Genomic DNA, 26,817 nt, shown 5'->3' with positions numbered 1-26,817 from the left:
CCGAAAGAATAATTTGCTGGCAGGCGGAACCATGCTTTTATTTTTTTAATCTAAACCTTGCCTTAACAGGTTGATGATCTGAATTTTTGAAATCAAGGTTGATATTTTCTATATGGAGATTTTCAATATTTGGTGAAATTAAAAAAAAATCAATCACTGTTGTAACCGATGTATTTTTATCATAAGGTGACGCTACCCTTCTGTTTGTTGGCGTTTTATTGCTAAACACCCATTGCCAATCAGATGGCAAATAGTCTTTGTCAATGCGGCTGAAATTTTTTGTATCAAAGCGAAAACCGACAAACGAAGTCTCAACATCCGGTGGGCATTGATTCCAATCGCCACCAACCACAATATAATTTCCTTTTTCATATTCGTTCAGCAAAAACTCTTTTAAATAGGTCATTTGACCGGATTTTAGAGTACCATCATCATATGCTGAGTTGTGCGTATTAATTATCAATAATTGTTTACCATTTGAAACATTAATTCTGCTAACCAAAAAACACCTGTCAAGCATAAACAGCCCCTTGGGGAAATTATAATTTCCTGGAAATTGATGTCTCACCACTTCAACAGGATTAAATTTACTTAAAGTCATCAAACCGGAAAGCACTTTGCCATAAGGCTCAGTTGGCGGGGTTGGTACAAAGAACACATCGTAATTTTTACCAAAAAAAGAATAGTAAATTGAAAATGCATTTTGTATGGTGTCGTACTGATTTATTTTGTAGCTCCTTTTTGATTTTTTATCAACTTCCTGTAATAAAAAGAAATCTATATTTTTTTGAGTACTAAGAAAACGTATAACCGATTTAAGGTTTTCAATTACATTTTCTTCAGGTGGTCTTACATGAGCACCTCCATCATAAAAGAAATCCATAGAAGCATCCAAACCACAATACCCAATGTTCCAGTTAACAATATTGAACTCCAAAGTATCGGAAATGGTGGTTGAACTTTTTGCTTTATATACTTCTACTGTTTCTGCAGGTTTGTAGTCTGTTATAACTGCTGTAATTATTAATCCTGCAAATACTGAGACGATAACGATGAGAAGATATAAGATTATCTTTAATACTTTTTTCATTTTTTATTCCTAATATTAGCCGCACCCAGAAGTCAGGCAGGCTACAGAGAGATTAGATATAATGGTTGAAACTTATAACAAAAGTTTATAAGTTGATAGAATATTTAAAATAATCGATAAATTCAAGAGAAATATTTATCGTAGTTTAAGTCATATACCACCGGTGAAACCGGTGGCTTGAAATGTGAATCGCTCAAAGCGCATTAAAATATTCGTTACCTTAAGGTATTAAGGAATCTGCTCATCAAAACGATTTCGCTGATCGAATCTGCAATCTTCTTTTTCCTGCTCTTTGATATACTTCCGTATCGCATCTTCATCTCTGCCAACTTATGATCAAAAACTTTCCCCTGTATTAACTCTAAAAATAACCTGTCCTACCCCTATACCGGTATCATGCTTTACCTTGCTCACATCCACTTAATCTAAGAAAAGTCCGCTTTGATGACTATATTCTTTACGTTTTTTCTGATTTCTGGCATAATTGGATTTGTAAAAATTTAATTTGCAACCAAATTTAAAACATGGTTTGAAATAATTCCTTCAGATACTGTTTTCGAACTCGGAGAAGGTCCAATCGAAATAGAAGATTATTGGGCTTTTAACAAATCAGGAACACTCATAACCAAATGTGCCAAAATCGACTGAACCTGTAATTACTTTTTAACTGTATATCATTTCATATGGCCATGGATACCCCTATCACCATTTCTGTTAACCATTTAACGAAATATTACGGCAGAACACCCGGCATACAAAATATCAACTTTACGGTGAACCAGGGTGAGATTTTTGGTTTTCTTGGCCCCAACGGCGCGGGCAAAACCACCACCATTCGACTGCTTCTCGATTTGTTGAGACCTTCATCCGGAGAAATAAAAATATTTGGCAATGATATTTACAGCCATTCACTGGAGATTCGAAAACGGTGCGGGTATTTACCCGGTAATTTTTTTGCCTATAGCCATATGACCGGTGCTGATTTTTTACGTTTTGTTGCGTCCATGCGAAAGGTGAAGCCCAGAATGCAGCAAAGATTGATCGACCGGTTCGAACTTTCACAGGATGCTTTATCATTAAAAATAAAACACTTATCTCATGGAATGCTGCAAAAATTGGGGATTATCCAGGCCTTTTTTCATCAACCGGAATTGCTTATTCTCGATGAACCAACCATTGGACTCGATCCCCTCATGCAGGAGGAATTTTACCGGCTTTTGCGCAAAGTGCAAAATGAAGGAAAAACCGTTTTCTTTTCCTCTCACAACCTCCCGGAAGTCGAAAAAGTGTGCCACCGAATCGCCATCATCCGAAAAGGTGAACTGGTTGCGCTGGAAACGTTGGATGGGCTGAAAAAGAAAAAGTTGAAGCGATTGCAATTCACCCTCAGTCGGCCTGTGCCGGGCTTAAATTTACCGGGGGCTCATTTGGTGAATCAAAAAGATTTAAGTTACGAGTACCTGGTTGAGGGGGATCTTCAAATTTTATTGCAGAAGCTGTCCACCTTACCAATGGAAGATTTAACCTTCCCGGAACCGGATTTGGAAGAAGTGTTCATGGCCTACTATCGCAAAAAAGAGTAAGATATGTCCTATTTTTGTTTTCTCTGGAAATCACATCGCAGCTTCCTGTTGTTTAGCATGTTCTTCATTTCTTTATTCCAGTTCCTAATCTTAAGGTTGGTCACCACCATCGATTATTATTCCACCATCATGTATTTTATGAATCAGCTTCCCGAAAACGTACAGGCCATGTTTGGCGATGATTTTATTTCAATGCTGACGGTTGAAGGCGCCGCAGCTCTGGCCTTGAATCACCCCTTGGTCCTGGTCATCCTGTCCATCGGCGCCATTGCAATCCCAAGCCGTCATATTGCCGGAGAAGCAGAAACCGGAACACTGGAACTGGTATTATCCTTTCCAATAAAAAGGATTAAGCTTCTTTTTAATCTTTTTATTTCAGCGGTAGTTTTCCTATTTCTCATTATTTTATGCGCCCTGTGTGCTTCATTATTGTCCATTGGCATTCTGCACCAACTGACATTTGACTTATCGGTTAAATTGGTTAAAATCGGCGTCAACCTTTGGTTGCTGTTTGTATTCATAATGAGTTTGACATTGACATTATCCTCATTTGAAAAAGAAGGAAACAAGGTCGGCATACGAATAGCAGGAATTACCCTGGTGTTTTACCTGTTACATTATTTGAGCTCATTATGGGAAGCGATCCGATTCACCAAACCGTTTAATATCTTCACCTACTACCAGCCCCAGGACCTCATGACGGGTCACCGTAGTTTTTTATTGCATTTTGTGGTATTGTGTTCCTTGATTATAGTGTGCCTATTGGTAAGCATCTGCCAGTTTAATCGTAGAGATATACCCGGGTAGTAAAACCAGAGAGATTGGTATAGATTTTTCTTTGGATTTTGTTGCGAATGAAGCATAAATGTTTCGAAAGCCTGTCCTGACTTAAAAAGTTATAATATGAGCTTAAATGGGAGCTTTGAGGGTGATGAAAAAAACGCACTCGAATATTGTGTTGATCGGAATGCCGGGATCAGGAAAAAGCACCGTCGGTGTAATCCTGGCGAAGAAAACATCTCTCAGCTTCGTAGATGTAGATATTCTAATTCAGACCTCACAGAAGCGGACATTGCAGGATATTATGGATTCGCACGGGTGCGCTGTGTTGCGAAAAATTGAAGAAGACGTCATCGTTGGCCTTTCCATGAAAAACCATGTCATTGCCACTGGTGGCAGCGCGGTTTACAGCCATCAGGCCATGACCCACCTCAAGTCGGACGGAATACTGATCTTTCTTGATGTGGAGTTGGCTACACTGGAGTCAAGGATTGGTGATTGCAGCACGCGAGGCATCGCCAAACAACCAAACCAGAGCTTTGCTGAGCTGTTTGACGAGCGACTGGGGCTATATACTAAGTACGCAGACATCTCCATCAAATGTGATGTAATGTCTCAGGAGCAAGTATGCGAAAAAATTATTGAACAAATGGAACAAGTAATGGGGTAAAGCCTTATATTGAACCATGGAAGAAATTATTACCCATTGGAGTTGTAAATGGTGGGTTTTTTCGCTTTAAATTAATATCAAACAAATTGATGTAAAAAAATGTGCAGCGCATCTATTGTTGATTTATATTATACCAATAGTTTATATTACATTCAGCTAATCTTAGAAATGGATAATTGGTATTGCTGAGCTGGTCATAAAATGTCGAAATAGAACATCTGTTCTTTAGGAATCTTTATCAACCAAAAGGAGGAGCGAAATGGATATTTTTACAGCCATGAAGGAAAGGAGAAGTTGTCGCAAGTTCTTGCCGGAATCGATAAGCGAAGAAGTAATCGAAAAAATTCTGGAAGCAGCCACCTGGGCCCCTTCGCCTTTGAATACTCAGCCCTGGGAATTTATGGTGGTAACCAATAAGGAAATGAAAGAGAAAATCTTTTCCGAGGCTGATAGGTGCCGAAAATGGGGGCTTGAAAAAAGTGGATGGAAATGGCTGGAAAAGTATCGGTTGAACTTTTTGAAAACGGCCCCGGTAATCGTTGCGGTCATAGGTGATCCCAAAAAGACAGGGCTGGACATGTTTCTGGAAGAAGGAAACGTTGGGTATCAACACGCCTGTGCAGCGGCCATTCAGAACATACATCTTGCCGCCCACGCTCTTGGCCTTGGCTCTCTTTGGTTTACCTTGTTCGACAAAAAACCCATGAGAGAGATTCTCGGCGTTGTTAGCGAAAAAACACCCCTGGGATTGATTTGCATCGGCAAGGCAGATGGGGAGCCTCCCCAAACGCCCAGAAAAGATGTGAAAGAAAAAACGACTTTTATCCGTTGAGTCTTTGAGCTTTTCGGGAAATAGCCTTTTAGCTCAGATTTTATCAAAGATATTGTAAATCTAGCCGGCACCTATTGTTGATTTGCATGGTGCAATATCACTTGATACATTTGCTTAGGTGTCGTACCCTTTCGTTTATTCAACAACATAGGCGGTAAGGGATAAACATAAGATTTCGGAATGCCCTCCTCATGCGGCTATGGGGAAAGATATTTCCCTTTTCACAAACCTAACCCGTCTTTCGCATTCGATCTATCCACCGAATCAGACCTTGCATATTTGAAATAATTCCTTACATTAATCATTAATGAGCCATAGCAAAATCACAAAATTCCCCACACTGGCACTTCTGAACTGGTATGAGAAAAACAAAAGGGATTTGCCCTGGCGGAAAACCAAAGATCCCTATAAAGTATGGCTTTCTGAAGTCATGTTGCAACAAACCCAGGTCAAGACGATGATTCCATATTATCAGAGATGGCTCGAAAGACTGCCAACCATCCAAGACCTGGCAGCTGCTTCTGAGCAGGAGGTTCTTAAATTATGGGAGGGACTCGGCTATTATAATCGCTGCCATAATTTCCAAAAGGCTGCCAAACGGGTTTGTGCCGAATATGACGGCAGAGTGCCGGATCATCCTGATCTTTTCTTGAAATTGCCGGGCGTGGGACCGTATATTCTTTCGGCGGTGATGAGCATTGCCTTCAAACGTGCTTTGCCCGTCGTGGATGGCAATGTTCTTCGCGTGGTCACCCGATACATCGAGTTGTGGGATGACATCAGCAAATCTGCCACTAAAAATAACGTTTACCAAATGCTCCTGGATTTGATCCCAAAAAACAATCCAGGTGATTTCAACCAGGCTGTGATGGAATTGGGCGCTTTGGTGTGCGCCCCGAAGAATCCGACCTGCTCAACCTGTCCATTGAAAAGAGCCTGTCAGGCAAAAAAAAAAGAAAGCATCGATTCCCTGCCTTTTCGCCCCAGGAAAAAAAAGATACCCCTTTATAAGGTCGCCCTGGCCGTTATCTTAAAAAAAAATAAATTCCTCATTCAGAAACGTCCCGCCAACGGTCATCTGGCCGGAATGTGGGAATTTCCGGGTGGCAAAATAAAAGCCGATGAGTCGGCAGAGCAGGCGATCACCCGGGAATGCCACGAAGAGCTGGATGTTTCCATAAAAATTATTGGAAAACTGAAAAATGTCAAACATGCCTATACCCACTTTAAGATCGAGCTAAATATTTTTATCTGCCGGTTGACGTCTTCAACGCCCCAGGCCCGGCAGAGCCAGCCGATTCGATGGATCGGCCTGAATGAGATGACTCAATATCCATTCCCCGCCGCCAATTACAAGTTTTTTAAAGAGCTTGAAGCTGTTCTTGTAAAGGAGGTTTAAAGCATAGTATCCGACTGGTAATCCGCGCAAAATATAAACAGATTGGCCGGGCATGTTTGCCCATATCGTGGCGGGAAGTATACCATTAAAAAGAATATTGCCAATTCAGTTTGATTAATATGTTCTTTATGGTTTTTCTTAATTCTGGCATAAGCTTTTGGCCTCATGAGCGCACTTCTATTATTTTTTATTTAATTGAAAAACTCCCCGACTCTTGAGTTAATTTGATATTTCTTGTACAAGGAGCATGCATTATTCTAATGAAACTTTAAATTTTTAACAGATAATAAGAGTTATGGAACTATCACCCGAACTTAAAAATAATATCCGTACTGAGATAAATAAGATTCCCATAGTGGATACGCTAAAAATCCAAATCGTTTCTCTTGCCGATGGATATTGTGAAACCAAAGTTCCCAGGAAGTTAAGCTATGACGGTGTCTTTAAATCATTCCATGGTGGATTGTTAATGACCGTTGCCGACAGCACGGCCTGCTTTGCCATTTTCACTAAAACGGGGCCATATGTTAAGCTCACCACCACTGATATGAATATACGGTTCCTGGCTCCATGCCTGAGCGACGTGACTGCAAAGGCAACAGTCATAAAGATAGGTCCAACGTTGTGCCCGGTTTCAGTTGACCTGTATGATGCAACTAAAAAGCATGTGGCTGTGGCACAAGTGAATTATATCCTGATAGACAATCTATCAATACATGATGTCTAACACGGTCAAATCCTAATCGACATATGGAAAAGAAAATGACCATTATAAATATGACTCATTTTAAATTTTTCATTTTTAAATGCCTCTTGGTATTATTGATTGCTATTTTCACCGGTGGATCATGCAGTTATTTCGATCCCGAACTCAGGCAGATGCCTGAAGGAAAAATTCCGGAGACCTTCTCACTCTATAGTCCGGGCCCTGAACCACCGGATAAGTGGTGGGAAAGCTTTAATGACAAAGACCTGAACCACCTCATGGAAATATGCCTTGCGAATAATCTGTCACTCAAAGAGGCGTGGTCCAGGCTGATGCAGTCAAAGGCCCTTGCCGTGCAGGCGGGTGCAGCACTCGTTCCAAACCTCACCGGAAAGGCCGGAGCCTCCCGTGCCAGGCAAAAAAGAAAAAATACGATTACTTCCAAAGAAACTGTTAAAGAGTATTCGCTCGGTCTGGTGAGCAGTTACGAACTGGATCTGTGGGGGAAGATAAGGTCGGAGCAGGAAGCCGCCATATTTCAGGCATCCGCAAGCCGTGAGGATTTTAACACGGTGGCCATGACTCTCGCTGCCGAAGTGACGGAACAGTGGATCAACATCATTTCACAGCGCATGCAAAAGCATCTGCTTAAAGAACAGTTAAAAACAAATATGATACAGTTTGAGCTGGTAAAGCTCCGGTTTACCAAGGCTATGGTCTCAGCCCTTGACGTATACCAGCAAAAACAGGTGGTAGAAAAGGTAAAGGCCCAGATACCTCTGGTAGAGGCGCAAGAGATGCTTTTTTTTCACAAGCTTGCCCTGTTACTGGGGAAAGCACCGGATGCAAACATTAAAATTAGCCGTAACGATCTGCCGGCTTTGCAGGAACTTCCCTCCATTGGAATACCTGCCGATGTTCTTTCACACAGACCGGACATTCGCTCTGCAGGCCTGAAATTGAGGGCGGTTGACTGGAAAGTGGCTGCGGTAAGGGCGGATCGTCTCCCGAGCATTAATCTCACCGCTTCTTTAAACCTGAGTTCAGATAGCCTTGACCTGCTGCTGGATAACTGGGTGATCGGTCTTGCCGGTAATTTGACCGCACCTATTTTTGATGGTCATAGAAGAAAAGCGGAGGTAGATCGCCAAATGGCTTTAGCGGATGAAAAACTTGCCTCCTACCGCTCAACGGTCCTCACCGCAATTAAAGAAGTCGAAGACGCACTCATCAGTGAGTCAAAACATAAAGAGCACATAGAGGCCCTTAAAAGAGAAATACAAGCCGCCAAAAGCGCCCTTAATGAAGCGAGGGAAAGGTATAGAAAAGGCCTCAATGAATATTTACCTGTATTGACTCAACTACTGTCGGTTCAAAATCTTGAGATAGACCTTATCCAGAAAAAAACCCTGCTTTTACTGGACAGAATAAGCCTTCATCGCGCGCTCGGGGGGACATGGATGAAAAAGATAGAACAGACATTATAAAGCTAATAACAGCATAACTCACTGGATAAACAAAAAATGGAAAAACATAAAATAGAAACCCACGAAAAAGGAAGCAGACGGTCTCTGTCCATCTTAGTCCGGGCAGTTATCTGCATGATATTGCTTGTTGCAGGTATCGCAGGTGCCACATACTTTAAAAACACGGCACCCAAAGCAAAAAAAAGACCTCCAAAAAAAATGATACCGCTGGTTCAAGTCAAGGAGGTACACCCGGGGATACACCAAGTCATAGTGCCTGTCATGGGTTCCGTTGTGCCTGCGCGCCAGGTGACACTCAAATCGAGGGTCTCAGGGGAAATCACCTGGATCCATCCCGAATTTATCGAGGGAGGAATCTTTAAAGCGGGAAAAGAAATACTCCGCATTGATCAAACGGATTACAAACTCGATATCGTTCAGAAAGAGTCACAGGTTGCCGAAGCCAGGTATTCCCTTAAATTAGAACTGGGCCATCAGGACATTGCCAAAAGGGAATGGGAGCTGTTAAACGACGGGAAAGATTCCAAAGAGCTCGACTCCGAACTCGCCTTAAGAAAACCCCATCTGGAAAAGGCAAAGGCAAGCCTTAAATCAGCCCAGGCCAGCTTAAAACAGGCAAAGGATAATCTTTTAAGGACCCGAATCAAAATCCCCTTTAATTCCACAGTTCGCTCGAAAAATGTTGAACTGGGCTCCCAGGTAACGACTCAGGATCAACTCGCCGAGTTGGCAGGCACCGACGAATACTGGGTTGAGGTATCGATTCCCGCAGACCGTCTCAAATGGATATCCATACCCAAGAATTCCCACGACTCTGCTTCAAAGGCAAAGGTTTACTACAGGGAAGGTTCAACCCGTGTAGGCAATGTGGTAAGACTGTTGAGCGATCTGGAAAGTGAAGGGCGAATGGCCCGGATGCTGATTTCAATCAAGGACCCGATGGGTTTGAAACAGCAAAACAGGCACAAGCCCCAGATGCTCATCGGGGAATATGTGCGGGTTGAAATTGAAGGGGACAAGCTCGAAAATGTCTATTTAATACCCAGAACGGCGCTTAGAGACGACACCCGTGTATGGGTATGGGGAAAAAACGACCGCCTTCATATTCGAACAGTGGAAACACTCTGGCGTGGTACAACGGTGGTGATCATTGGAAAAGGACTTTCACCTGGGGAAAAAATTATTACGTCGGATCTCGCAGCACCGGTAGAAGGAATGCCCATACGGATAAAGGGAGCAGATTCCACAAAACGGGGGCCAAGAAAGAATGACTAGCCCCTTACCGGAAAATAAAAACCACCTGGGCGCCATGGCATGGATGGCAAAACATGCCGTTGCAGCAAACCTGCTCATGTTGGTTTTGCTCGTTGGCGGTTTTTTATGGGGAAGCATGATCAAGCAGGAGATTTTTCCTGAATTTGAGCTCGATGTGGTCAACGTCAGCGTGGCCTATCCCGGAGCCAGTCCCGAAGAAGTTGAAAGAGGCATCATACTCGCGGTAGAAGAGGCCGTGGAAGGTCTTGAGGGTGTCAAGGAAATCAAGTCCACCGCCAACGAAGGATCAGGTACGATCCGTATAGAAATGATTGAGGGCGGAAACCTGAACCGGTTTGCCCAGGACATTAAAAATGAAGTGGACCGAATTACCTCATTTCCGGAAGAGACCGAAGCGCCCACTGTTGCAATCGCAGCGAGAAAAAGAGCGGTGATGTCACTTGCCCTCTTTGGAAGGCAGAGTGACTGGGTATTAAGACATACCGCAGAGGAAATTCGTGACAAGCTGCTGTTAGACCCTGAAATTACCCAGGTTGATCTTGAAGGTATCCGCGATTTTGAAATCAGCATTGAAATTTCCCAACAAACTCTGCGAACGTATAATCTCACCCTTGATGAGGCGGCCAACAGGATAGCCACTGCCTCGGTGGAACTTCCGGGAGGGGCGATCAAAACAGGCGGAGGCGATGTTTTGGTTCGCATGAAGGAACGCCGCTACCACGGAAATGAATTTGCCAAAATTCCGATTATCACCTCCAATGACGGCACCGAAGTACTGCTGGAAAATATCGCTAAAATAAAAGATGACTTTGAAGAAACCAACCGCTTTGCAACCTTTAACGGCGAACCTGCCATTATGCTTGAAGTATATCGGGTTGGAGATCAAACGCCGATCACCGTTTCAAACGCGGTAAGAGATCGCCTCTCATCCATCAGGCAGAATCTGGCTCCCGGTCTGTCCATCGAAACCATACGAGACAGATCCGACATCTACCGACAACGTCTGAACCTTATGGTACGAAACGGTTTGATCGGATTAGGTCTGGTATTTATCCTGCTCGCCGTCTTTCTTGAGGCACGTCTTGCCTTCTGGGTCAGCCTGGGAATCCCCATCTCGTTTCTTGGCTCTCTTCTTATACTTTCTCCGCTGGGAGCCAGCATAAACATGATTACCATGTTTGCCTTTATTATCGCCTTGGGTATTGTGGTGGATGATGCGATTGTCTCAGGCGAAAACATATACCACTATCGTCAACAGGGCCTTCCGTGGCTCAAATCGGCAATTCGCGGTGTGAGGGAAATTTCCATGCCCGTGACCTTCAGCGTCCTAACCAACATGGTGGCCTTTATGCCGATGCTTTTTATCCCGGGTGTCATGGGCAAAATATTCAAGCACATCCCCTTTGTGGTGATCAGCGTATTTGCCGTCTCTCTAATAGAGAGCCTTTTTGTACTTCCGGCCCACCTCGGCCATCAAAAAGAAAAGCAATCAGAAGGCTGGTTTGGATGGATACAAAAAAAGCAAACCAAATTCAGCGCCCATTTTTCCAGGTTCATCAGAGAGCGCTACGGTCCTTTTCTTAGATTTGTGCTCAGTAATCGCTATATTACCCTTTTTTTGGGTGTCTCTATTCTCATTGTTACCATCGGTTTTATACAAAGTGGCAGGATGGGGTTTGAACTCTTTCCAAAGGTGGAATCTGATTTTTCTCAGTCCACCATCGTCCTTCCCTATGGGACAGCAGTCCAGAAGACCTTAAACATCCAAGAAAAAGTGGTGAACGCTGCCAGGCAAGTTGCGGAAAATAACGGCGGCGACCAACTGCTAAAGGGAATATTTGCCAGGATTGTTGAGAACCAAAGTCGAATCAGGGTGTATTTAACCGATCCGGATATAAGACCGATTTCAACTGCCGAGTTTACCAGGCGTTGGAGAAAAAAGGCGGGCACACTTGTGGGGATTGAATCGATAAAATTTGAATCTGATGTGGGTGGCCCGGGCAGAGGTTCTGCCATCACCCTAGAACTGCGACACCATAATCTCGAAGTTTTAAAAAAGGCAAGCGCAGATCTGGCCGACTCGCTGTCCTACTTTCCGAGGGTATCGGATATTGATGACGGTTTTACCCCTGGAAAACAACAGATCGACTTTCGGGTAAAGCCTGAAGCTTTGAGTCTGGGCTTGAGTTCAAGGGAAATAGCCGGACAAATTCGAAACGCATATTACGGATCAGAGGCTTTGAGACAGCTCAGGGGAAAAAACGAGGTTAAAGTCATCGTGCGACTCCCCCTGGAAGAAAGACTCTCAGAGTACCATCTGGAAGAAATGATACTGAAAACCCCTTCCGGAAAGGAAATCCCTTTAAGACAAGCCGTGACGTTCAACCGGGGAAGATCGTACACCAGCATTGACAGAAGAAACGCCCAAAGAGTGGTGACGGTTTCGGCTGATGTGCGGCCCAGGAGCAAGGCGGGAGAAGTTTTAAACTCTCTTAAGACAGACATGCTTCCCAAGCTGCAAGTCGACTATCCCGGTCTCTCTTACAGTTTCGAGGGACGACAGGCCGATATGAGCGAAAGCATGGAGAGCCTTATTTACGGGCTTTTGATGGCGCTAATCGCCATTTACGCCATGCTGGCCATCCCCTTTAACAGCTACATCCAGCCGATCATAGTCATGGCCTGCGTGCCATTCGGTATTGTTGGAGCGGTACTGGGTCATCTTTTAATGGGATACAGCCTGAGTGTGATGAGCATGTTCGGTGTGGTCGCCTTATCCGGGGTGGTAATAAATGACTCTCTGGTCATGATAGACTTTGCCAATAGAAAAAGACGTGCCGGAATTGGAATTCTCGACGCGATTCAACATGCAGGAATTCAGCGTTTCAGACCGATCATGCTCACCACACTTACTACCTTTGGCGGGCTGTCACCTATGATATTTGAGACATCCAGACAGGCGAAATTTCTCATTCCCATGGCCATATCGCTCGGCTTCGGTATTGTTTTCGCCACTGTGATTACCCTGATTCTCGTTCCTTCACTTTATATGATTATTAGCGATATAAGGAAACTGATCCTTGGAACCGAGTCAGCCGCTTTAACTTCAGGCAAAACCGGTAAAATGATACAATAAGGATTAACTCAACTTTCACACCCCTTATCTAAAGCAAAGCCTTAATTCCTCAAAATTTGATTTATATCGAAGGGATGAATCGAACCGGTTAGATTATTTTCTTCCAGACGATATGAAAATAATCAACTATCAGTGTGTCCTGAACATCCATCTCCCTCTCGGTTTATCAGCCGGGTCAGTACCACCCCTATAACGAAAATAATTGCCATCACCGCACCCATATAGCCCCAGTGGTAAAGGCTGAGTGCCGTGGTTTTAAAGATAATGTTCATTACCGGTACATAAACGACCGCCACCTGGAGCAATACAGAAAAAATGATTGCCCCGATCAGATACAGGTTTGAGAAGAATGGAAGCTTGTATTGAGAACGGATCATGGTCACCCGAACCATCTCCAGCATGACGATGGAAGTAAAGGCAATTGTTCGCGCGATGGTCCCCCCTTCGGGAAGAAACCGGTTAAAGAGAAAGAGGACTCCGGCTGCCATGAGGACGGATATGATGATAATGTTTGTCGCCATGTTTTTTGTTATAATCGGTTCAGCGGAATTGCGCGGCGATACTTCCATGACGCCTTTTCGTATGGGATCCACACCCAATGCAACTGCGGGAAGTCCGTCAGTAATGAGGTTCAGCCAGAGGATCTGCGTCGCCAGAAGCGGCATCACCATGACTCCGGATGGGTCTTTAAAGCCAATGATCATGGCGATAAACAGTATTAACACTTCACCCAGATTGCTGGAAAGCAGGTAATTGACAAATTTCTTGATGTTTTCGTAGATGCCCCTTCCCTGTTCCACCGCATTGACAATGGAGGTATACTTATCATCCAGGAGTACCATATCGGCCGTTTCCTTGGTCACGTCCGTACCGGTAATGCCCATGGCAATGCCGATATCAGCCTCCTTGAGTGCCGGCGCATCGTTTACGCCATCCCCGGACATGGCAACCACCTCTCCGGTTTCTCTTAAGGCTCGCACGATCCGTATCTTGTGCTCCGGGTTTACCCTTGAGAAAATCGAGACTTCCTTTACCGTTTTTTTCAAAGCCTCATCGTTGATTTTTTCAAGCTCTTCTCCGGTGACTGCATCACCTTCAATTCCCAGTTGATGCGCGATAGCTTGTGCCGTAAGTGCATAATCACCGGTGATCATAACGGATCGAATCCCTGCCTTTCTACACTTTTCAATGGCACTGCGAACCTGGTCACGGGGAGGATCGATCATGCCTTGAAGACCCACCAAGATAAGCTCGTTCTCATCGGACCGGTCAACATCCTCATCGTAATCCAGGGGTTTATAAGCAAAGGCAAGCACCCTTAACGCCTGCGATGCGAATTTACGGTTGGTTTCCATGATTCTGTTTTTCATTCCATCGGAAAGGGGCGACACCTTGCCGCCAACATCAATACTAGTACAGAGATTGATAACCATGTCCGGCGCTCCCTTGGTGGTCATCCACAGACCTTCTCCGGTGCGATGCACCGTTGATTTCATTTTCCTCTCCGAATCAAAGGGTATTTCATTCACCCGGGGGAAATGATCGCTTAAAATCGACTTTTTCAGCCCCGCTTTTGCCGCACTGACGATCAGACATCCCTCGGTGGGGTCGCCGACCACCCCCTCCTCTCCCGATAATTCCGCATCATTGTTTAAAACGCCTATTCTCAGGAGAAGTTCAGCAGATAAGGGGTCAATTTTTTCTCCTGAAGAAAAGAACTCTCCAAAAGTCCCGTATCCGGTTCCTGTAATATCGATGATGTTATCGTTGACGTACAATTTCGTCACCGTCATTTCGTTGCGCGTCAGCGTCCCGGTTTTGTCCGTGCAGATGACCGTGGTACATCCCAGCGTCTCCACACTGTGAAGACGCTTAACCAGGGCATGATGGCGAACCATCCTTTTGACTCCCAAAGCCAGCGCAATGGTCACCACAATTGGAAGGCCTTCCGGTACGGCTGCTACAGCAAGACTCACACCCACCATGACCATCTCAAGGATATTTCCACCTTTGAAGATACCGAAGACGATGATGATTCCGCAGATAATGAGCGTCAGAATCCCCAGCTTCCTCCCCAGCCTATCCAGTCTCTTTTGCAGCGGCGTTTCATCGTCCTCAACTGATTCAATCGATTCGGCAATTTTTCCCATCTCGGTGCCCATGCCGGTTCTCACCACCACTGCCCTGCCGGAACCGCTGGTAACATTGGTACCGGCGAAAAGCATGTTCTTCATATCACCAAGCGTACTGGTATCATTGATAGGTGCTGAATCCTTTTTTACCGACAGGCTTTCACCGGTCAGCGATGACTCCATGACTTCAAGCAGGTATCCTTCGACGATACGGGCATCGGCGGGTATCCGATCCCCTGACTCGAAAGCAATCACATCACCGGGTACCAGTTTATTGCTGTCGATCCTCCTTTTTTCACCACCCCTGATCACTGTTGTCTGAAGGGCGGCCATTTTCTTGAGCGACTCAATGGCCTTTTCCGCCCTGTATTCCTGGAAAAAGCCGAGGACCGCGTTCACAATAAGAATGGCGATGATCACCCCGCTGTCTATGAATTCGTGAAGTGTGAACGATACGATAACAGCAGCGATGAGTATATACACGATAAAGCTGTTGAACTGAGAAAGAAAGATCCGTATGGGAGATATTTTACGTCTGCGTGTGATTTCGTTGGGGCCGTATTGAGCAAGTCTGTTTTGTGCTTCATTTTCACCCAGACCGCTTATTCCAGAGGAAAAATGTTTTAGAACTTCTTGAGACGCGAGGTGATGAAATTTCATTCAGTTCTCCCTTTAAAATGATCTGTTGGACGGCTTTGGTTTATGGAACAATATAGGGTTTTTAAAGTCAAGCAAAAACGATTTTGTATAACAACCTGGGGGGTTACCGAGACATCACCGGTTGCTGTGGGGACACCCATACCAACTAATCATCATCCGCTTGAATATATTCTTTACGTTTTTTCCGATTTCTGCCATAATCTTCCAGAGTCATGGGACCATCTCTGCGTATTTGTAAGAAAGGTACAGTATTATGAAAGATAAAACGAAAAAAAATATTTATACATCATTTATCGGTGAGGCAAAAGCGTATTTCAGGCTGTTGGCCTATGCGGAAAAGGCGGACGAGGAAGAAGTACCGCAAATCGCACTGTTGTTTCGGGCCATCGCAGAAGCGGAACGGGTGCATGCCACTCGCCAGTTATACCTGGTGAAAGACATGATCGTTAAAGATACGGACACCAACCTGGAAATGTCTTTTCAACGGGAAAAATCCGTCAGTGAAAATGAATATCCGAAATTTTTGAAAGATGCCGAAGATGAAGGGGAAAAAGCGGCCGCTTTGGCTTTCAGCCATGCCCGAGATGCAGAATCCTTTCATGCGAAGCTATATGAACGCGCCATCTATCATGTGATCAAGGATACCGCAAATGCCTATCATGTATGCCAGGTGTGCGGCTATGTCACCGATAAAAAGATCCCGGACGAATGTCCGATCTGCGGGGCGCCGAAAGATAAATTTAAAACCATACAATGATGATTTTAGCAAAATCGGAGGTAGCGGATCATTGCTGCTGTTCAGCCGTTTATGTTTAAATGAAGGCATCGGGGAGTTTCTTATCAATGGCCTTTTTGGTAAACGGTTTGAGCTTTAATGATTGGTAGCGGTTCGTCCGGAGAAGTGCCCATTTGCCCGTATCCACCTTAACAATCATTTTGAGAAACTGGCGTACGGCAGCTATCTCGCTGAGATTCGATTTGAACCAGCCCCAAGGAACAGAACTCCACGGCAGCGTTGATCGTTTCTGCCTGTATGGATTTCACTGAGAAGATAGGGGCGTGTAAAGAGTGCCGGAATTATTTGTTAAGGGGGATACGGGCAAATGGGCACTTCTCCGGACAAGCTGATTAGAGATTGAAAAACTCCCCGACCCCTCGTTTAAATGGTACATTTGAAGTGGTATCCAACTCAAGGATCAGATTCTTCAGGGTTACCTGCAAGTAAGAGATCGTAGAGGAAAAAGCTTATAGAGCGAAAGGAATAAAAGATGAAACTAAAAGCAAAAGGCATGGTTATGGCATCTTTTGTAGCAGACTCACTGGCGCTCGGTGCTCACTGGGTATATAATACCCATGTGATTGAAAGAAAATTCGGCAGGGTTGAACATCTGGAAAAACCCCTTGGCAAATCGTATCACGGAATAAAAAACGAGGGGGATTTCACCCATTACGGAGATCAGACACTGGTACTGCTGGAATCCATTGCAGAGTGTTCGGGATTTGATCTTGCCCGTTTTTCCCATAGCTGGAAAAGCCTTTTTAAAAGCTACGACGGGTATTTCGACAAAGCGACCAAAGAAACCCTCGAAAATTTTGCTGCAGGCAGTGGTCCCGATTCCTCTGGCTCCGATTCCACCGACCTTGCCGGTGCTGCCCGTATCGCCCCGATTGTATATACGTACACTGAAGACCTGGACACCATGATCACTGCATCCAGGTCACAAACATTGATGAGCCATCGTAATCCGCTGGTTGTCGAAAGTGCGGAATTTTTTGCCAGGGTTATCTGGGATGTACTGAGGGGTAGTACACCCACAGAAGCCCTGGAACGTGTGCGCAGGGAAGATTTGAAGGAAGACACCCTGGCTAAATGGGTGGATGAAGGGCTAAAAAGTACCGGTGTGGACACCGTATCCGCCATCGATAGCTTCGGCCAGGCGTGTGAAATCGATATGGCACTTCCTTCGACGATTCATTTGATTGCCAAATATGAAAATGATCTAAATGCCTCTCTAATAGAAAATGTTATGGCCGGCGGTGACTCCGCATCAAGGGGGATGTTGGCTGGTATGATTCTCGGCGCACATTTGGGGTATGACGCCATTTCGGCAACATGGATAGGTGAGTTAAATAAAGCAGATAAAATTATTCGACTGCTTGATATGATCGATGATCGATAACTCCCTGATTTTCAATTTGATAGGAGGTAAGCATGAGGTATTTGCCGATACTTGGATTATGCGGAATCGTTCTGTTCTTTATCCCCGATCTCCATGCTGACAGAATTTACTCCTGGACAGACGAAAACGGTGTCAGGCGATACAGTAATACCGAACCAAGCAATGATGCAAAAGATGTCCAAATCATCAAAGAAATTCCTCACACCCGGGACGACGATAAGAAATCAGGACAAAACGAGAGTGAACTCGAACGAATAATAGATGAACTGGAAACCGAAAACAGAGCAGCAAAAATTGAAAGGGAAGAAAGAGACAAAAAAATTGAAGAAGAAAAAAAGAAGACGGCTCAAGACAAATTAAATAAGAAAATACAAAAAGAAAAAGAGCGTCTTCAGAATGAAATCAAACGGATTGAGCAGATGCCTACTGGCTTCAGGAGTGTTAAAGGGCGGCCTATTAGCAATTATTTCTCTCTGGCAATGAAAAAGTCCAAGATAAAAGAATATCAGGAAAAAATAGACCTGCTTGAACGTTCTCCTGAAGAGTATTTCTCTGCCAACACACCATAATATCAAAAAAATTAAACGGCAACCCCTGCCGATTATGCAGCAATTAACTTGCCGCTGTCATGTAACTGCAGCTTTAAAGACATTATACCGTTTCTTAAAAATTTTCATGTCCGACCGGTCCCAACGATTCATGAAACCTAAGGTTTGTCAGGCGATTCCCTGTTCGAACCGAACAAAGATTGAAAAACGAATGTTTGTTTCTATTGAGTATATTCCATTTTAAGCGATGAAAAACTAACTCGTACTTGCCAGCCTCAGATAGCAGATGGTAGAGAAAGCACAAACGGACTGGATTAAAATTTATGTTGGCATTAGAACCATTGTGGTAAATTGACCATATTCAATTATAGTTCTTTGTTAACGATTTCTAATACACTCAAACAGTTTTCTCATTCAAAATGAAACATATTTTTGAGAATTACTATGGGTGCATAAAATATGAGAATGTTTTCCACGCGTCTAACCATACCCCCGGACTTCTACGTGAAAAAAAGTGGTTGTTAGAAATGTCGAAAATACATGAAATTGTAAAAAGACAATTTGACCAACAGGCAACGAATTTCAGCAACTGGTCAGTCACCAAAAATGTTGAATATCAGAAAGCTTATTTCGATTTTTGCGAAATATCTTCTCAGGATACTTTATTGGATTTTGCCTGTGGTACAGGTGAATATGCTATTTTTGCAGCACCAAAAGTTAAATATGTTCACGGTGTGGATATCTCAACAGGAATGATAGCAATAGCACAAAAACAAGCTAATAAAAAAAATATCAATAACATAAGCTTTTTATGCCACCCAGTTGAGCAAGTTCCATTTAAAAACAAATCGTTCTCAATCGTTATCTGTCGATCCGCATTTCATCACTTTAAGGAATATGATAAAATTTTTGATGAAATGACTCGGTGTTGCCAAAATGGTGGGCGTATCAGCATACAAGATATTGTCGCCCATTCAGATGAAAAGATCGATCGATTTTTTGAAGAATTCGAAAAAGCAGTGGATGTGAGTCATCATATCACACTACCAAAAGAATACATTAAAAGCTTGTATGACCAAAGAAATATAAAAATTAAGAATACCTTTGAGATTGAGATTGAGCTGCATCTTCAAGAATATCTCGGGCATGCCCAGCAATCGTCAGAAAACAAAAAAAAGATTAGCCACTTGTTAGAAAAAGGTTTAAACGATCCCGATCTTTCTAAATATTTTATCATAAAAGGTGGAGATCTTTTTTTTAAACGAAAAGTGTTTTTAATATTAGGCGAAAAATAAAACGATCAATAGTAAAAACGACTATACTGTTTCTACAAAAATATATTCCGTTTTAAATGAGAAAACCAGCTATAGCAAACAATCGCTCATTAATGCACCGGTTGAAGATGTTTTTAAATGGCGTGCCCGACCAGTTGCACTTGATAAGCTCTCACCCCCTTGGGATCCGATGAAAGTTATTGAACATCACGGTAACACCAATAAAGATGTAACGGTTCTACCGAAAATGTTCAGGAAAAGGCCTCGGTAATATTCAAAACCCAAACTTATTTTTTCAAAGGAGAAGAACATGTTTCCCAGCATCGATGAAATCAATAGGACCAGGAAGAAGTATAACTGGCAGATGAGTCAAATCGGTATTAAAACGTTCACCGAAATAGGAAAGCTTGAATCAAATGCTTTACAAGGTGGTGCACTTAAGCAAAAATACAAAGAATTAATCGCACTGGGGATAAGCATTCATAACAGCTGTTACGGCTGAATTGAATATCACGTCAGCAGTGCTGCTGATCTGGGGGCAACAAGAGAAGAGATTCAGGAAGCCACCGCTGTGGCAATCGCCTTGGGTGGCGCTATGACAGAATGGCCCGCACGGTTTGTGTTTAAAGTTCTTGGAGAATTGGATAAATCGGAAGATAAAGATAAGGGCTAAATTAATCGGACCGTTGAAAAATGGGGAGCATCTCCCGATTAGTTGTAGTTAATTCAGTCAAAGCATGTGAATAATCTTCAAGTGAACCGGTGTGGTTCCAGAGGGTTCAAGGGGCCAAGGCTTCCAGGGTTCGAGTGAAATGCTAAAGCGTTACAAAGAATTGAATGTCTGGTAAAAGTCATAGGAACTTTGTTTGAAGATATATCAAATAACAGCAAAATTCCCCAATGAAGAAAGATATGGTCTAACTTCACAGATAAGAAGATCCGATGTATCTATTCCTTCTAATATTGCAGAAGGATATGGAAGAAAGACAACCCTTGATTACATTGGTTTGCTTTACATTTCTTATGGTTCGGCTGGTGAGCTGGAAACCCAGATATGATTAACAGTAGATATAGGCTTCATTGATAAAGGTGAATTGGATACAGCAAAAAAAGACATAGCAGAGATCGAAAGAATGTTAAAAGCGCTGATAAAATCTTTAGAAAACAAACACTTGAATCCTTGACCCCTGGAATCCTGGAACCCTCTTCTCCAACTAATTTGGAGAAGAACCAAAAATGATAATTTTCCACGTCTGCACTTATCCGTTTGAGTTAAAGTTGAAGGTCCCTGACCTTAATCGAGGAAAGCGAAAATTTTAACCGCAGAAGTCAATCAGCCATCTGGCAAAACCAAACAGGATAAGACAAAATCCTTCCACCCGGCCTATCTGCCATCGGGTACGCATGAAAATAAGAACCGTTGCCATCATGGCTATAAGCGCATAAAAACTGGGTAAAGCCAAAGGAGATACGTGAATGGGCCGCATGATGCACGTAATGCCCAACACTCCGGCAAAGTTGAACATATCGCTCCCGATAAGGTTGCCAAGAAGCATATGATTTCTGCCTTTAATTGAAGCGGCCAGGCAGGTGACCAACTCCGGAAAGGATGTGCCACCTGCAACAATGGTCATGCCGATCACCCAGGAACTCACTCCTGCTGCCTTAGCCAGGCTGGTGGCTGACTCGACCATGAAATTTCCGCCAAAGCCTAAAAAAACAAATCCCAGCAACAGTAAAATATAATTTTTAAAAGCGGAGTTTATTATCACATTAGGCGCTTCCGTGTACAGTGGTATAGACTTCCTCTTAAAAAGAAGAAAGGTGATATACAAAAGAAGTATTAAAAGAAGAAGGCCACCGGCTGCACGGTTCAATGCAAGATCCATCCAAACAAGAAGAAGAAAAATGAAAACAATGACGCCAAATAGAATCAACCCGTCTCTAAAGATTATGGTTTTATTTGTTGGCAGGGGTTTAATAACCGCCATCAGCCCCAGAATAATCCCAAAATTAAAGACGTTGGAGCCTACAATGTTTGACATTGCAATGTCCGCGTAACCTTTAAAGGCAGCTGTAGCGGTTACCAAAAGTTCAGGAGCGGAAGTCCCCATGGCCACAACTGTCAGACCGATAACCAATTCCGAAATGTTAAATCGCCGGGCGATAATCGACGCATGGGTTACAACAAAATTAGCACCGCTCCACATTAAAACGATGCTCAACAAACAGATAAAGATGTTAAAAATCACATGAGAAACCATATTCGATATATCCTTCAAGAAAAATCAACTTGAAAAGCTCATATACTAGTTATGCCCTGTCCCAGGCCCGCGTAAAAAGGCAACAATCACACCCATTGCGGCAACTATTCCTCCGGCACGCATTGCCCATTTAAAGGCAGTCATAAAAAACATTTCCATTTCCGGTTTATAAACCTTTAAGGTAAGTCCCCCGCTAAGTGAATGAAAGATACTGTTAAAAATGAGCCCTGACATCGCTACTCCTAATACCATACCAATATTCCGCGATGTGGCCACACTACCGGATGCCACCCCCCGGTAAGCCTGACCGGTGGCACTCATAATGAGTGCATTGTTTGGTGATATAAAAATTCCGGTACCGATACCCACCAAGGCAAGGGGCAAGGCAACCGAAATAAATGCATGTGAGGGTGTTAGATTAGACAACATAAACATCGCGATGGACATCAGCAGCATCCCCAATGTGCAAAGTATGCGTGATCCGATACTGTCTGAAACGTAACCGGACAAAGGACTTATAAAAAAAAGAAATGCAAAAGGGATCACCATGGTATATCCTGCTTTATCAATAGAAAACCCATAGGGATAAACAAGATAAAAAGGCATCAGGAAGACCACAGTAAAAAGACTGATAAATAGTACGGCCGCTGAGATAACCGGCAAAATAAAGATACGAATGCTTAACAGAGACGTTTGAAATATAGGATAATTCGATTCTTTTTCAATCTTGAAAAACCACACCAGAGAAATAATTGAAGCCAATAAAAGTAAAACTGTTGGTGCAGAAACAAATCCCCAGTCATACGCCCTATATATTACATAAATAAACAGGCTAAATCCGAACGCCAGCAATCCTGCGCCTTTCCAGTCAAAAGGTTCTCTTCTAACAATTTCACCTTTTGTCCCTCTAAGAATTTGAAAAGCTAAAATCGCAGATACGATACCAATGGGAATATTAATAAAAAATATTGCCCGCCATGAAAAAAATTCAATAATCAGGCCGCCAAGTAGCGGACCGGCAGTTAATCCTGCAGCAACTGCTGTTCCCACCATTCCCAGTGCCCGTCCCCTTTCAGAGGCCGGAAAGGCATCAACGACAAGCGCGGGGGAACAAGCCATGAGCATTGCAGCAGCAATACCCTGCAAGGCTCGAGCAGCAATCAGCCATTTGGCATCCGGTGATACACCACATAATAAAGATGCAATGGAAAAAATAAAAAAACCCCGGCAATACACCCATCTACGTCCCTTTATATCGCTTAGCCGTCCGAAAGAAAGCAGCAGTGACGATACAGTTAACAAATAAATCATGGGTATCCATTCAACGGTTGTAAGCGGAACCTTTAAATCTTTCATGATGGCAGGCAGAGCAATATTTACAATGCTGCTATCAAGCGTCGACATAAAAACCGCCACAGCAACAAGTGAAAATATAACCCACTTTTTTTTAGTAATAGCAGTATGTTTCACAATATTATAATGGAAAAAATTATGAAATATTTAGAGACCTCTGCAAAAAGCCCGTCCATAGATAGCAATGATATTAAGTGATTTCAACATCATAGACATTTTGCAGCATATGTGGTTTAATGCAATGCGTCAAGGATTAAGTTGCTATTTAAAAACAGATGGTTGCAAATCCAATCTCTTCTCTGATACAGAGTATACATATTGCATAATGGATTGAGGCTTTTGCAAAACGTTACGCAACAAGACATGGAAACTGAACAATAATTGGAGGAACGCCATGAGTGAAATACGTATGACCGGAGAAATTCGTACGGATTATGATTGTGAAGCAATCGGCTTTCCCGCTGAAAGATGGGGAGAAGCCGTATTCAAGATTGGAGAAGAGGAGATTGTTTTTGAAGTCAGTGTGGAAGATAACGTTATTATCTCCATCATGGCAGGCGATGATACTGGGTGGAAAGGTACATTAAAAGGCTTTAAACAGATTTTAACAGGCGAACCAAAGGCGGGATAGCGATCAATGCTGGAAAAGGACGCACGAAGAATATTATTTTTCAGGGCACTTGGGGAAACAGATCATAAAGATGTTATCCTTTCTCCTTCCCTGTTGGAAACGGTTCGAAAAAATATGGCGCCCTTCCTTAAAGATACTGATTTCTTTACCAGGTTCAGTCGCAGTCTTGAAAAAATTGCCGGCCGTCACCATGATATTAACTTCTCCTCCTATTACATGCCCCATGACTTCAAACCTGGCAGGTTGGGCGTGATCTTGCTGGTAAGTTTTTTCATCGGTTTAGGCGCAAACTATCTCGGTTCCGGCCACAGGGTCAACATACTGCTAAACCCCTTAATGATTCTCCTTGTTTGGAATCTTGCGATCTACCTTGCATTGCTGTTTAAGAAAACCGTCTTACGAAAATCTATCCTTCCACCTGCAAAAATGGCATTTCAACTGATCAATTTTGGTAGAATTACAAAGGATAAACTTAATCTGCTTTTCCCAAACAAATCAAATAAATCCAACCTGTTACGAAATGCCAGGATTTATTTTATTAGACTATGGTTACAACAGGCCTATGTATTGTCAACTGCCCGACTTTCCTTAATTCTACATGGTATGGCCATTTCCCTTTCAGGTGGTGTGGTGGCCGGCCTTTATTTAAGAGGCCTCTTTCAGCAATATCAGTTTGCCTGGTTTTCAACCTTCGACAAATCAATTGTCATGAGCATTGGTAAAGTTATTTTTGCACCTGTCCTGCTATTCACTCAACAAACCCTGCCAAAAGAAACGATGGGCGCGGCATGGATACATCTTTTCGCCGCATCGGCTGTTTTTTATATTCTTCTTCCCAGGTTTCTGCTCCTTTTTTATACAGGTCTTACAATAAGGAAACTATCCAGATCTGTTGAACCGGACCTGACCCAGTCTTACTATAATAAATGGCGTTTAGGCCCAACAAAACTTGCCCTTTATACGTACAGTTATTCTCTGGATGATAAAAATCTACACCTGTTAAACGAAGCGCTTGAAAGGGTTTACGGATATCAGCAAAAACTTGTGGTTGAAAATATCCCATGGGGAGGAAATCTTCCCCAATCACTCAATCAGGAGAATATTCCGGTGTTTTGCTTTAACGCCGCACAAACCCCTGAAAACGAAGTCCATGGCGAATTTTTAAACAAGGTTCTTCAGCGTTTAAACTCCTGCATCGTGATTGTGGATTATTCAAGACTTACCAGGAAACAACAAAACTCCCGTTTCTTGCTCTGGAAGACCCTGCTTGATGATTATGTCGGATTGGATCGCTTTTTTTGGGCCAACCTGGAAAAAACAGGCCGTAAAAATGATTCAGAACTTACCGCCGCATTATGGAGAAAAATCGTTGAGTAAAAAAACCGAAATTTTGATCAGCATCATTTCGCATACCAATATCGGAAAAACGACTTTAGCCCGGACGCTGCTTCGACAAGACATTGGAGAAATAGATGACGCTCCCCATGTGACTGTGGAACCGGAACGGCATGTATATCTCGAGGGGAAAGATGATGTCATATGGCTCTGGGATACACCAGGTTTCGGACATGTAGGGAAGTTATTGACCCGTCTTGAACGTGAAAACGGCAGGATCGGATGGATCATGAATGAAGTGGTGGACAAGCTATTTAACCGGGCGCTGTATTGCTCTTTTTCTGCTGCCAGAAATGTCCGTGCCCAAAGCGATGTTGTCCTCTATCAGGTAAATGCCCAGGAAAAACCTGAAGATGCCGGTTATATCAATGATGAATTAAAACTGCTTGATGCTTTAAAAAAGCCTGTTGTGATGGTTTTAAACAGGATCGATACCTCTTTGCAATTTTCGGTCATCGATCTTAAAAACCTTGAAAAAGCCTACTTTTCTCAATTTGGTCATTTTAAATGCCTTAAGGATATAACGGTACTGGATGCTTTCTCCCGAAGCTGGCACCAGGAGTTACGACTGTTAAACATGATTCTGCCTCTGCTCGAACCGGAAAAGGCCAAAGGCCTGTCAAGGCTGATTCATATTTTTCAGCAGCAACAGGATACGGTTTTAGAGGCATGCGCCCGAGCTGCTGCCCAAGTAGTACTTCATACTTCTCACCAGCGTTTTTCTTTAGACGACAACCAGGAGCCAGAAGAGGTTTTTAGAAAACTCGAATCCGAACTGCAGAATCAAATCGATGCATATGTTACACATCTGGTACAACATTGGCTTATTGAGGCTGAAGGCCGGGCACAGTTCGAAGCCGATATTAAGCAAGTTTCAGGCCTGACTGGAAACACCTACACGGAAAAGGAGGTTGGGTTCCTGGCGGGATTTCTTTCAGGTGTCCTTTCTGGACTGGCTGCTGACATTATGGCCGGCGGGCTTTCCCTTGGCGGAGGCGCCCTGCTCGGCGGTCTTATCGGAGGACTTGGCGGTTTCTCAGTTAAAAAGCTGATTGACCGTCTATTCAAAGATGATGTTTCCTGGAAAAATGATGCCCTGGTGGAAATCTTTAAACGGCTGCTGGCCCTTTATCTTTTGGCCGAACACCATGGTCGGGGAAAAGGAATCCTGGTACTTGAAGAACCGGCAATATTTTTATCAGAAGCCGTTAATAAAATATGGCCGATGCTCAAAGATCGTGTTGCCCGCCTGATAGAGAATGCGCAGACAAATAATCGTTTTGAAGTTTCCCTGATTGATCTTTTTAAGTATTGTGTGAAAGAAATCGAAAAGGAAATGTATTCGTGACTACTCGTGTAGTCAGGTTGAAGATGTTTAGACTGAAGGCTGAAGGGATCAAAAGAGTATGATTGCCGTACTTT

The 26,817-nt window shown here is 43.4% G+C and carries 22 protein-coding genes; 18 read left to right on the top strand and 4 right to left on the bottom strand.

Annotated features, from left to right (window positions below; genetic code table 11):
* Positions 1–37 precede the first annotated feature (37 nt).
* Complete coding sequence (locus SWH54_08715) at positions 38–1,090, bottom strand: endonuclease/exonuclease/phosphatase family protein (protein MDY6791335.1); 1,053 nt, start codon at positions 1,088–1,090, stop codon at positions 38–40.
* 689 nt (positions 1,091–1,779) lie between these two features.
* Between SWH54_08715 and SWH54_08710 the strand changes: the two genes are divergently transcribed.
* From SWH54_08710 to SWH54_08670, 9 genes are all read left to right on the top strand, one after another.
* Positions 1,780–2,673 carry an ABC transporter ATP-binding protein gene (locus tag SWH54_08710; GenBank protein ID MDY6791334.1) on the top strand — a complete coding sequence of 298 codons (894 nt, stop codon included), beginning with the start codon at positions 1,780–1,782 and terminating at the stop codon, positions 2,671–2,673.
* 3 nt (positions 2,674–2,676) lie between these two features.
* Positions 2,677–3,480: an ABC transporter permease subunit gene (locus SWH54_08705; protein ID MDY6791333.1), complete on the top strand. Its 804-nt coding sequence runs from the start codon at positions 2,677–2,679 to the stop codon at positions 3,478–3,480.
* Positions 3,481–3,604: 124 nt separating this feature from the next.
* On the top strand, positions 3,605–4,123 hold the full coding sequence (locus SWH54_08700) for a shikimate kinase (GenBank protein ID MDY6791332.1): 519 nt from the start codon (positions 3,605–3,607) through the stop codon (positions 4,121–4,123).
* Positions 4,124–4,382: 259 nt separating this feature from the next.
* The gene (locus tag SWH54_08695) at positions 4,383–4,955 is read left to right on the top strand and encodes a nitroreductase family protein (GenBank protein MDY6791331.1); all 573 of its coding nucleotides are present in this window, start codon (positions 4,383–4,385) and stop codon (positions 4,953–4,955) included.
* Positions 4,956–5,262: 307 nt separating this feature from the next.
* Positions 5,263–6,354, top strand: a complete 1,092-nt coding sequence (gene mutY / locus SWH54_08690) for an A/G-specific adenine glycosylase (protein ID MDY6791330.1) — start codon at positions 5,263–5,265, stop codon at positions 6,352–6,354.
* Between the two features lie 295 nt (positions 6,355–6,649).
* On the top strand, positions 6,650–7,081 hold the full coding sequence (locus SWH54_08685; protein ID MDY6791329.1) for a PaaI family thioesterase: 432 nt from the start codon (positions 6,650–6,652) through the stop codon (positions 7,079–7,081).
* A gap of 35 nt (positions 7,082–7,116) precedes the next feature.
* Positions 7,117–8,547: an efflux transporter outer membrane subunit gene (locus SWH54_08680; protein ID MDY6791328.1), complete on the top strand. Its 1,431-nt coding sequence runs from the start codon at positions 7,117–7,119 to the stop codon at positions 8,545–8,547.
* A 36-nt stretch (positions 8,548–8,583) separates the two neighbouring features.
* Positions 8,584–9,822 (top strand): efflux RND transporter periplasmic adaptor subunit, encoded by a 1,239-nt coding sequence (locus SWH54_08675; GenBank protein ID MDY6791327.1) that lies wholly within the window; start codon positions 8,584–8,586, stop codon positions 9,820–9,822.
* Complete coding sequence (locus SWH54_08670; GenBank protein MDY6791326.1) at positions 9,815–12,958, top strand: efflux RND transporter permease subunit; 3,144 nt, start codon at positions 9,815–9,817, stop codon at positions 12,956–12,958. Before SWH54_08675 ends, SWH54_08670 begins: the two co-directional genes overlap by 8 nt.
* A 122-nt stretch (positions 12,959–13,080) precedes the next feature.
* Here the strand turns inward: SWH54_08670 and SWH54_08665 are convergent, their stop codons facing one another.
* Positions 13,081–15,750 carry a cation-translocating P-type ATPase gene (locus SWH54_08665; protein MDY6791325.1) on the bottom strand — a complete coding sequence of 890 codons (2,670 nt, stop codon included), beginning with the start codon at positions 15,748–15,750 and terminating at the stop codon, positions 13,081–13,083.
* A 253-nt stretch (positions 15,751–16,003) separates the two neighbouring features.
* Here SWH54_08665 and SWH54_08660 point away from each other — a divergent pair, with 253 nt between their 5' ends.
* The 6 genes from SWH54_08660 to SWH54_08635 all read left to right on the top strand — a co-directional run bounded on the left by SWH54_08660 (position 16,004) and on the right by SWH54_08635 (position 20,810).
* Entirely contained in the window at positions 16,004–16,507 is a 504-nt protein-coding gene (locus SWH54_08660) for a rubrerythrin family protein (protein ID MDY6791324.1), read from the top strand.
* Between the two features lie 511 nt (positions 16,508–17,018).
* Positions 17,019–17,930, top strand: coding sequence for an ADP-ribosylglycohydrolase family protein (locus SWH54_08655; protein ID MDY6791323.1), 912 nt, complete (start codon positions 17,019–17,021; stop codon positions 17,928–17,930).
* A gap of 32 nt (positions 17,931–17,962) precedes the next feature.
* Positions 17,963–18,499 (top strand): DUF4124 domain-containing protein, encoded by a 537-nt coding sequence (locus SWH54_08650; GenBank protein MDY6791322.1) that lies wholly within the window; start codon positions 17,963–17,965, stop codon positions 18,497–18,499.
* 506 nt (positions 18,500–19,005) lie between these two features.
* A complete protein-coding gene (locus tag SWH54_08645; GenBank protein MDY6791321.1) occupies positions 19,006–19,773 on the top strand; it encodes a methyltransferase domain-containing protein in 768 nt (255 codons plus the stop codon).
* A gap of 289 nt (positions 19,774–20,062) precedes the next feature.
* On the top strand, positions 20,063–20,254 hold the full coding sequence (locus tag SWH54_08640; protein ID MDY6791320.1) for a hypothetical protein: 192 nt from the start codon (positions 20,063–20,065) through the stop codon (positions 20,252–20,254).
* A 364-nt stretch (positions 20,255–20,618) separates the two neighbouring features.
* A complete protein-coding gene (locus SWH54_08635; protein ID MDY6791319.1) occupies positions 20,619–20,810 on the top strand; it encodes a four helix bundle protein in 192 nt (63 codons plus the stop codon).
* A gap of 258 nt (positions 20,811–21,068) precedes the next feature.
* Here SWH54_08635 and SWH54_08630 read toward each other — a convergent pair whose 3' ends face one another.
* Together SWH54_08630 and SWH54_08625 are read right to left on the bottom strand one after the other, a co-directional pair.
* Complete coding sequence (locus SWH54_08630; protein MDY6791318.1) at positions 21,069–22,016, bottom strand: calcium/sodium antiporter; 948 nt, start codon at positions 22,014–22,016, stop codon at positions 21,069–21,071.
* A gap of 45 nt (positions 22,017–22,061) precedes the next feature.
* Entirely contained in the window at positions 22,062–23,432 is a 1,371-nt protein-coding gene (locus SWH54_08625; protein MDY6791317.1) for an MFS transporter, read from the bottom strand.
* A gap of 331 nt (positions 23,433–23,763) precedes the next feature.
* Between SWH54_08625 and SWH54_08620 the strand changes: the two genes are divergently transcribed.
* The 3 genes from SWH54_08620 to SWH54_08610 are packed head-to-tail and all read left to right on the top strand — an operon-like array spanning position 23,764 to position 26,743.
* Positions 23,764–24,000 (top strand): hypothetical protein, encoded by a 237-nt coding sequence (locus tag SWH54_08620; protein MDY6791316.1) that lies wholly within the window; start codon positions 23,764–23,766, stop codon positions 23,998–24,000.
* Positions 24,001–24,006: 6 nt separating this feature from the next.
* Positions 24,007–25,377, top strand: coding sequence for a DUF2868 domain-containing protein (locus SWH54_08615; GenBank protein MDY6791315.1), 1,371 nt, complete (start codon positions 24,007–24,009; stop codon positions 25,375–25,377).
* The gene (locus SWH54_08610) at positions 25,370–26,743 is read left to right on the top strand and encodes a DUF3482 domain-containing protein (GenBank protein MDY6791314.1); all 1,374 of its coding nucleotides are present in this window, start codon (positions 25,370–25,372) and stop codon (positions 26,741–26,743) included. The genes SWH54_08615 and SWH54_08610 overlap by 8 nt, the downstream gene beginning before the upstream one ends.
* The last annotated feature ends 74 nt before the right edge of the window (positions 26,744–26,817 follow it).

The sequence above is a fragment of the Thermodesulfobacteriota bacterium genome (genome assembly GCA_034189135.1).
Classification (GTDB): domain Bacteria; phylum Desulfobacterota; class Desulfobacteria; order Desulfobacterales; family JAUWMJ01; genus JAUWMJ01.
This window is presented reverse-complemented; position numbering and strand designations above follow the sequence as displayed.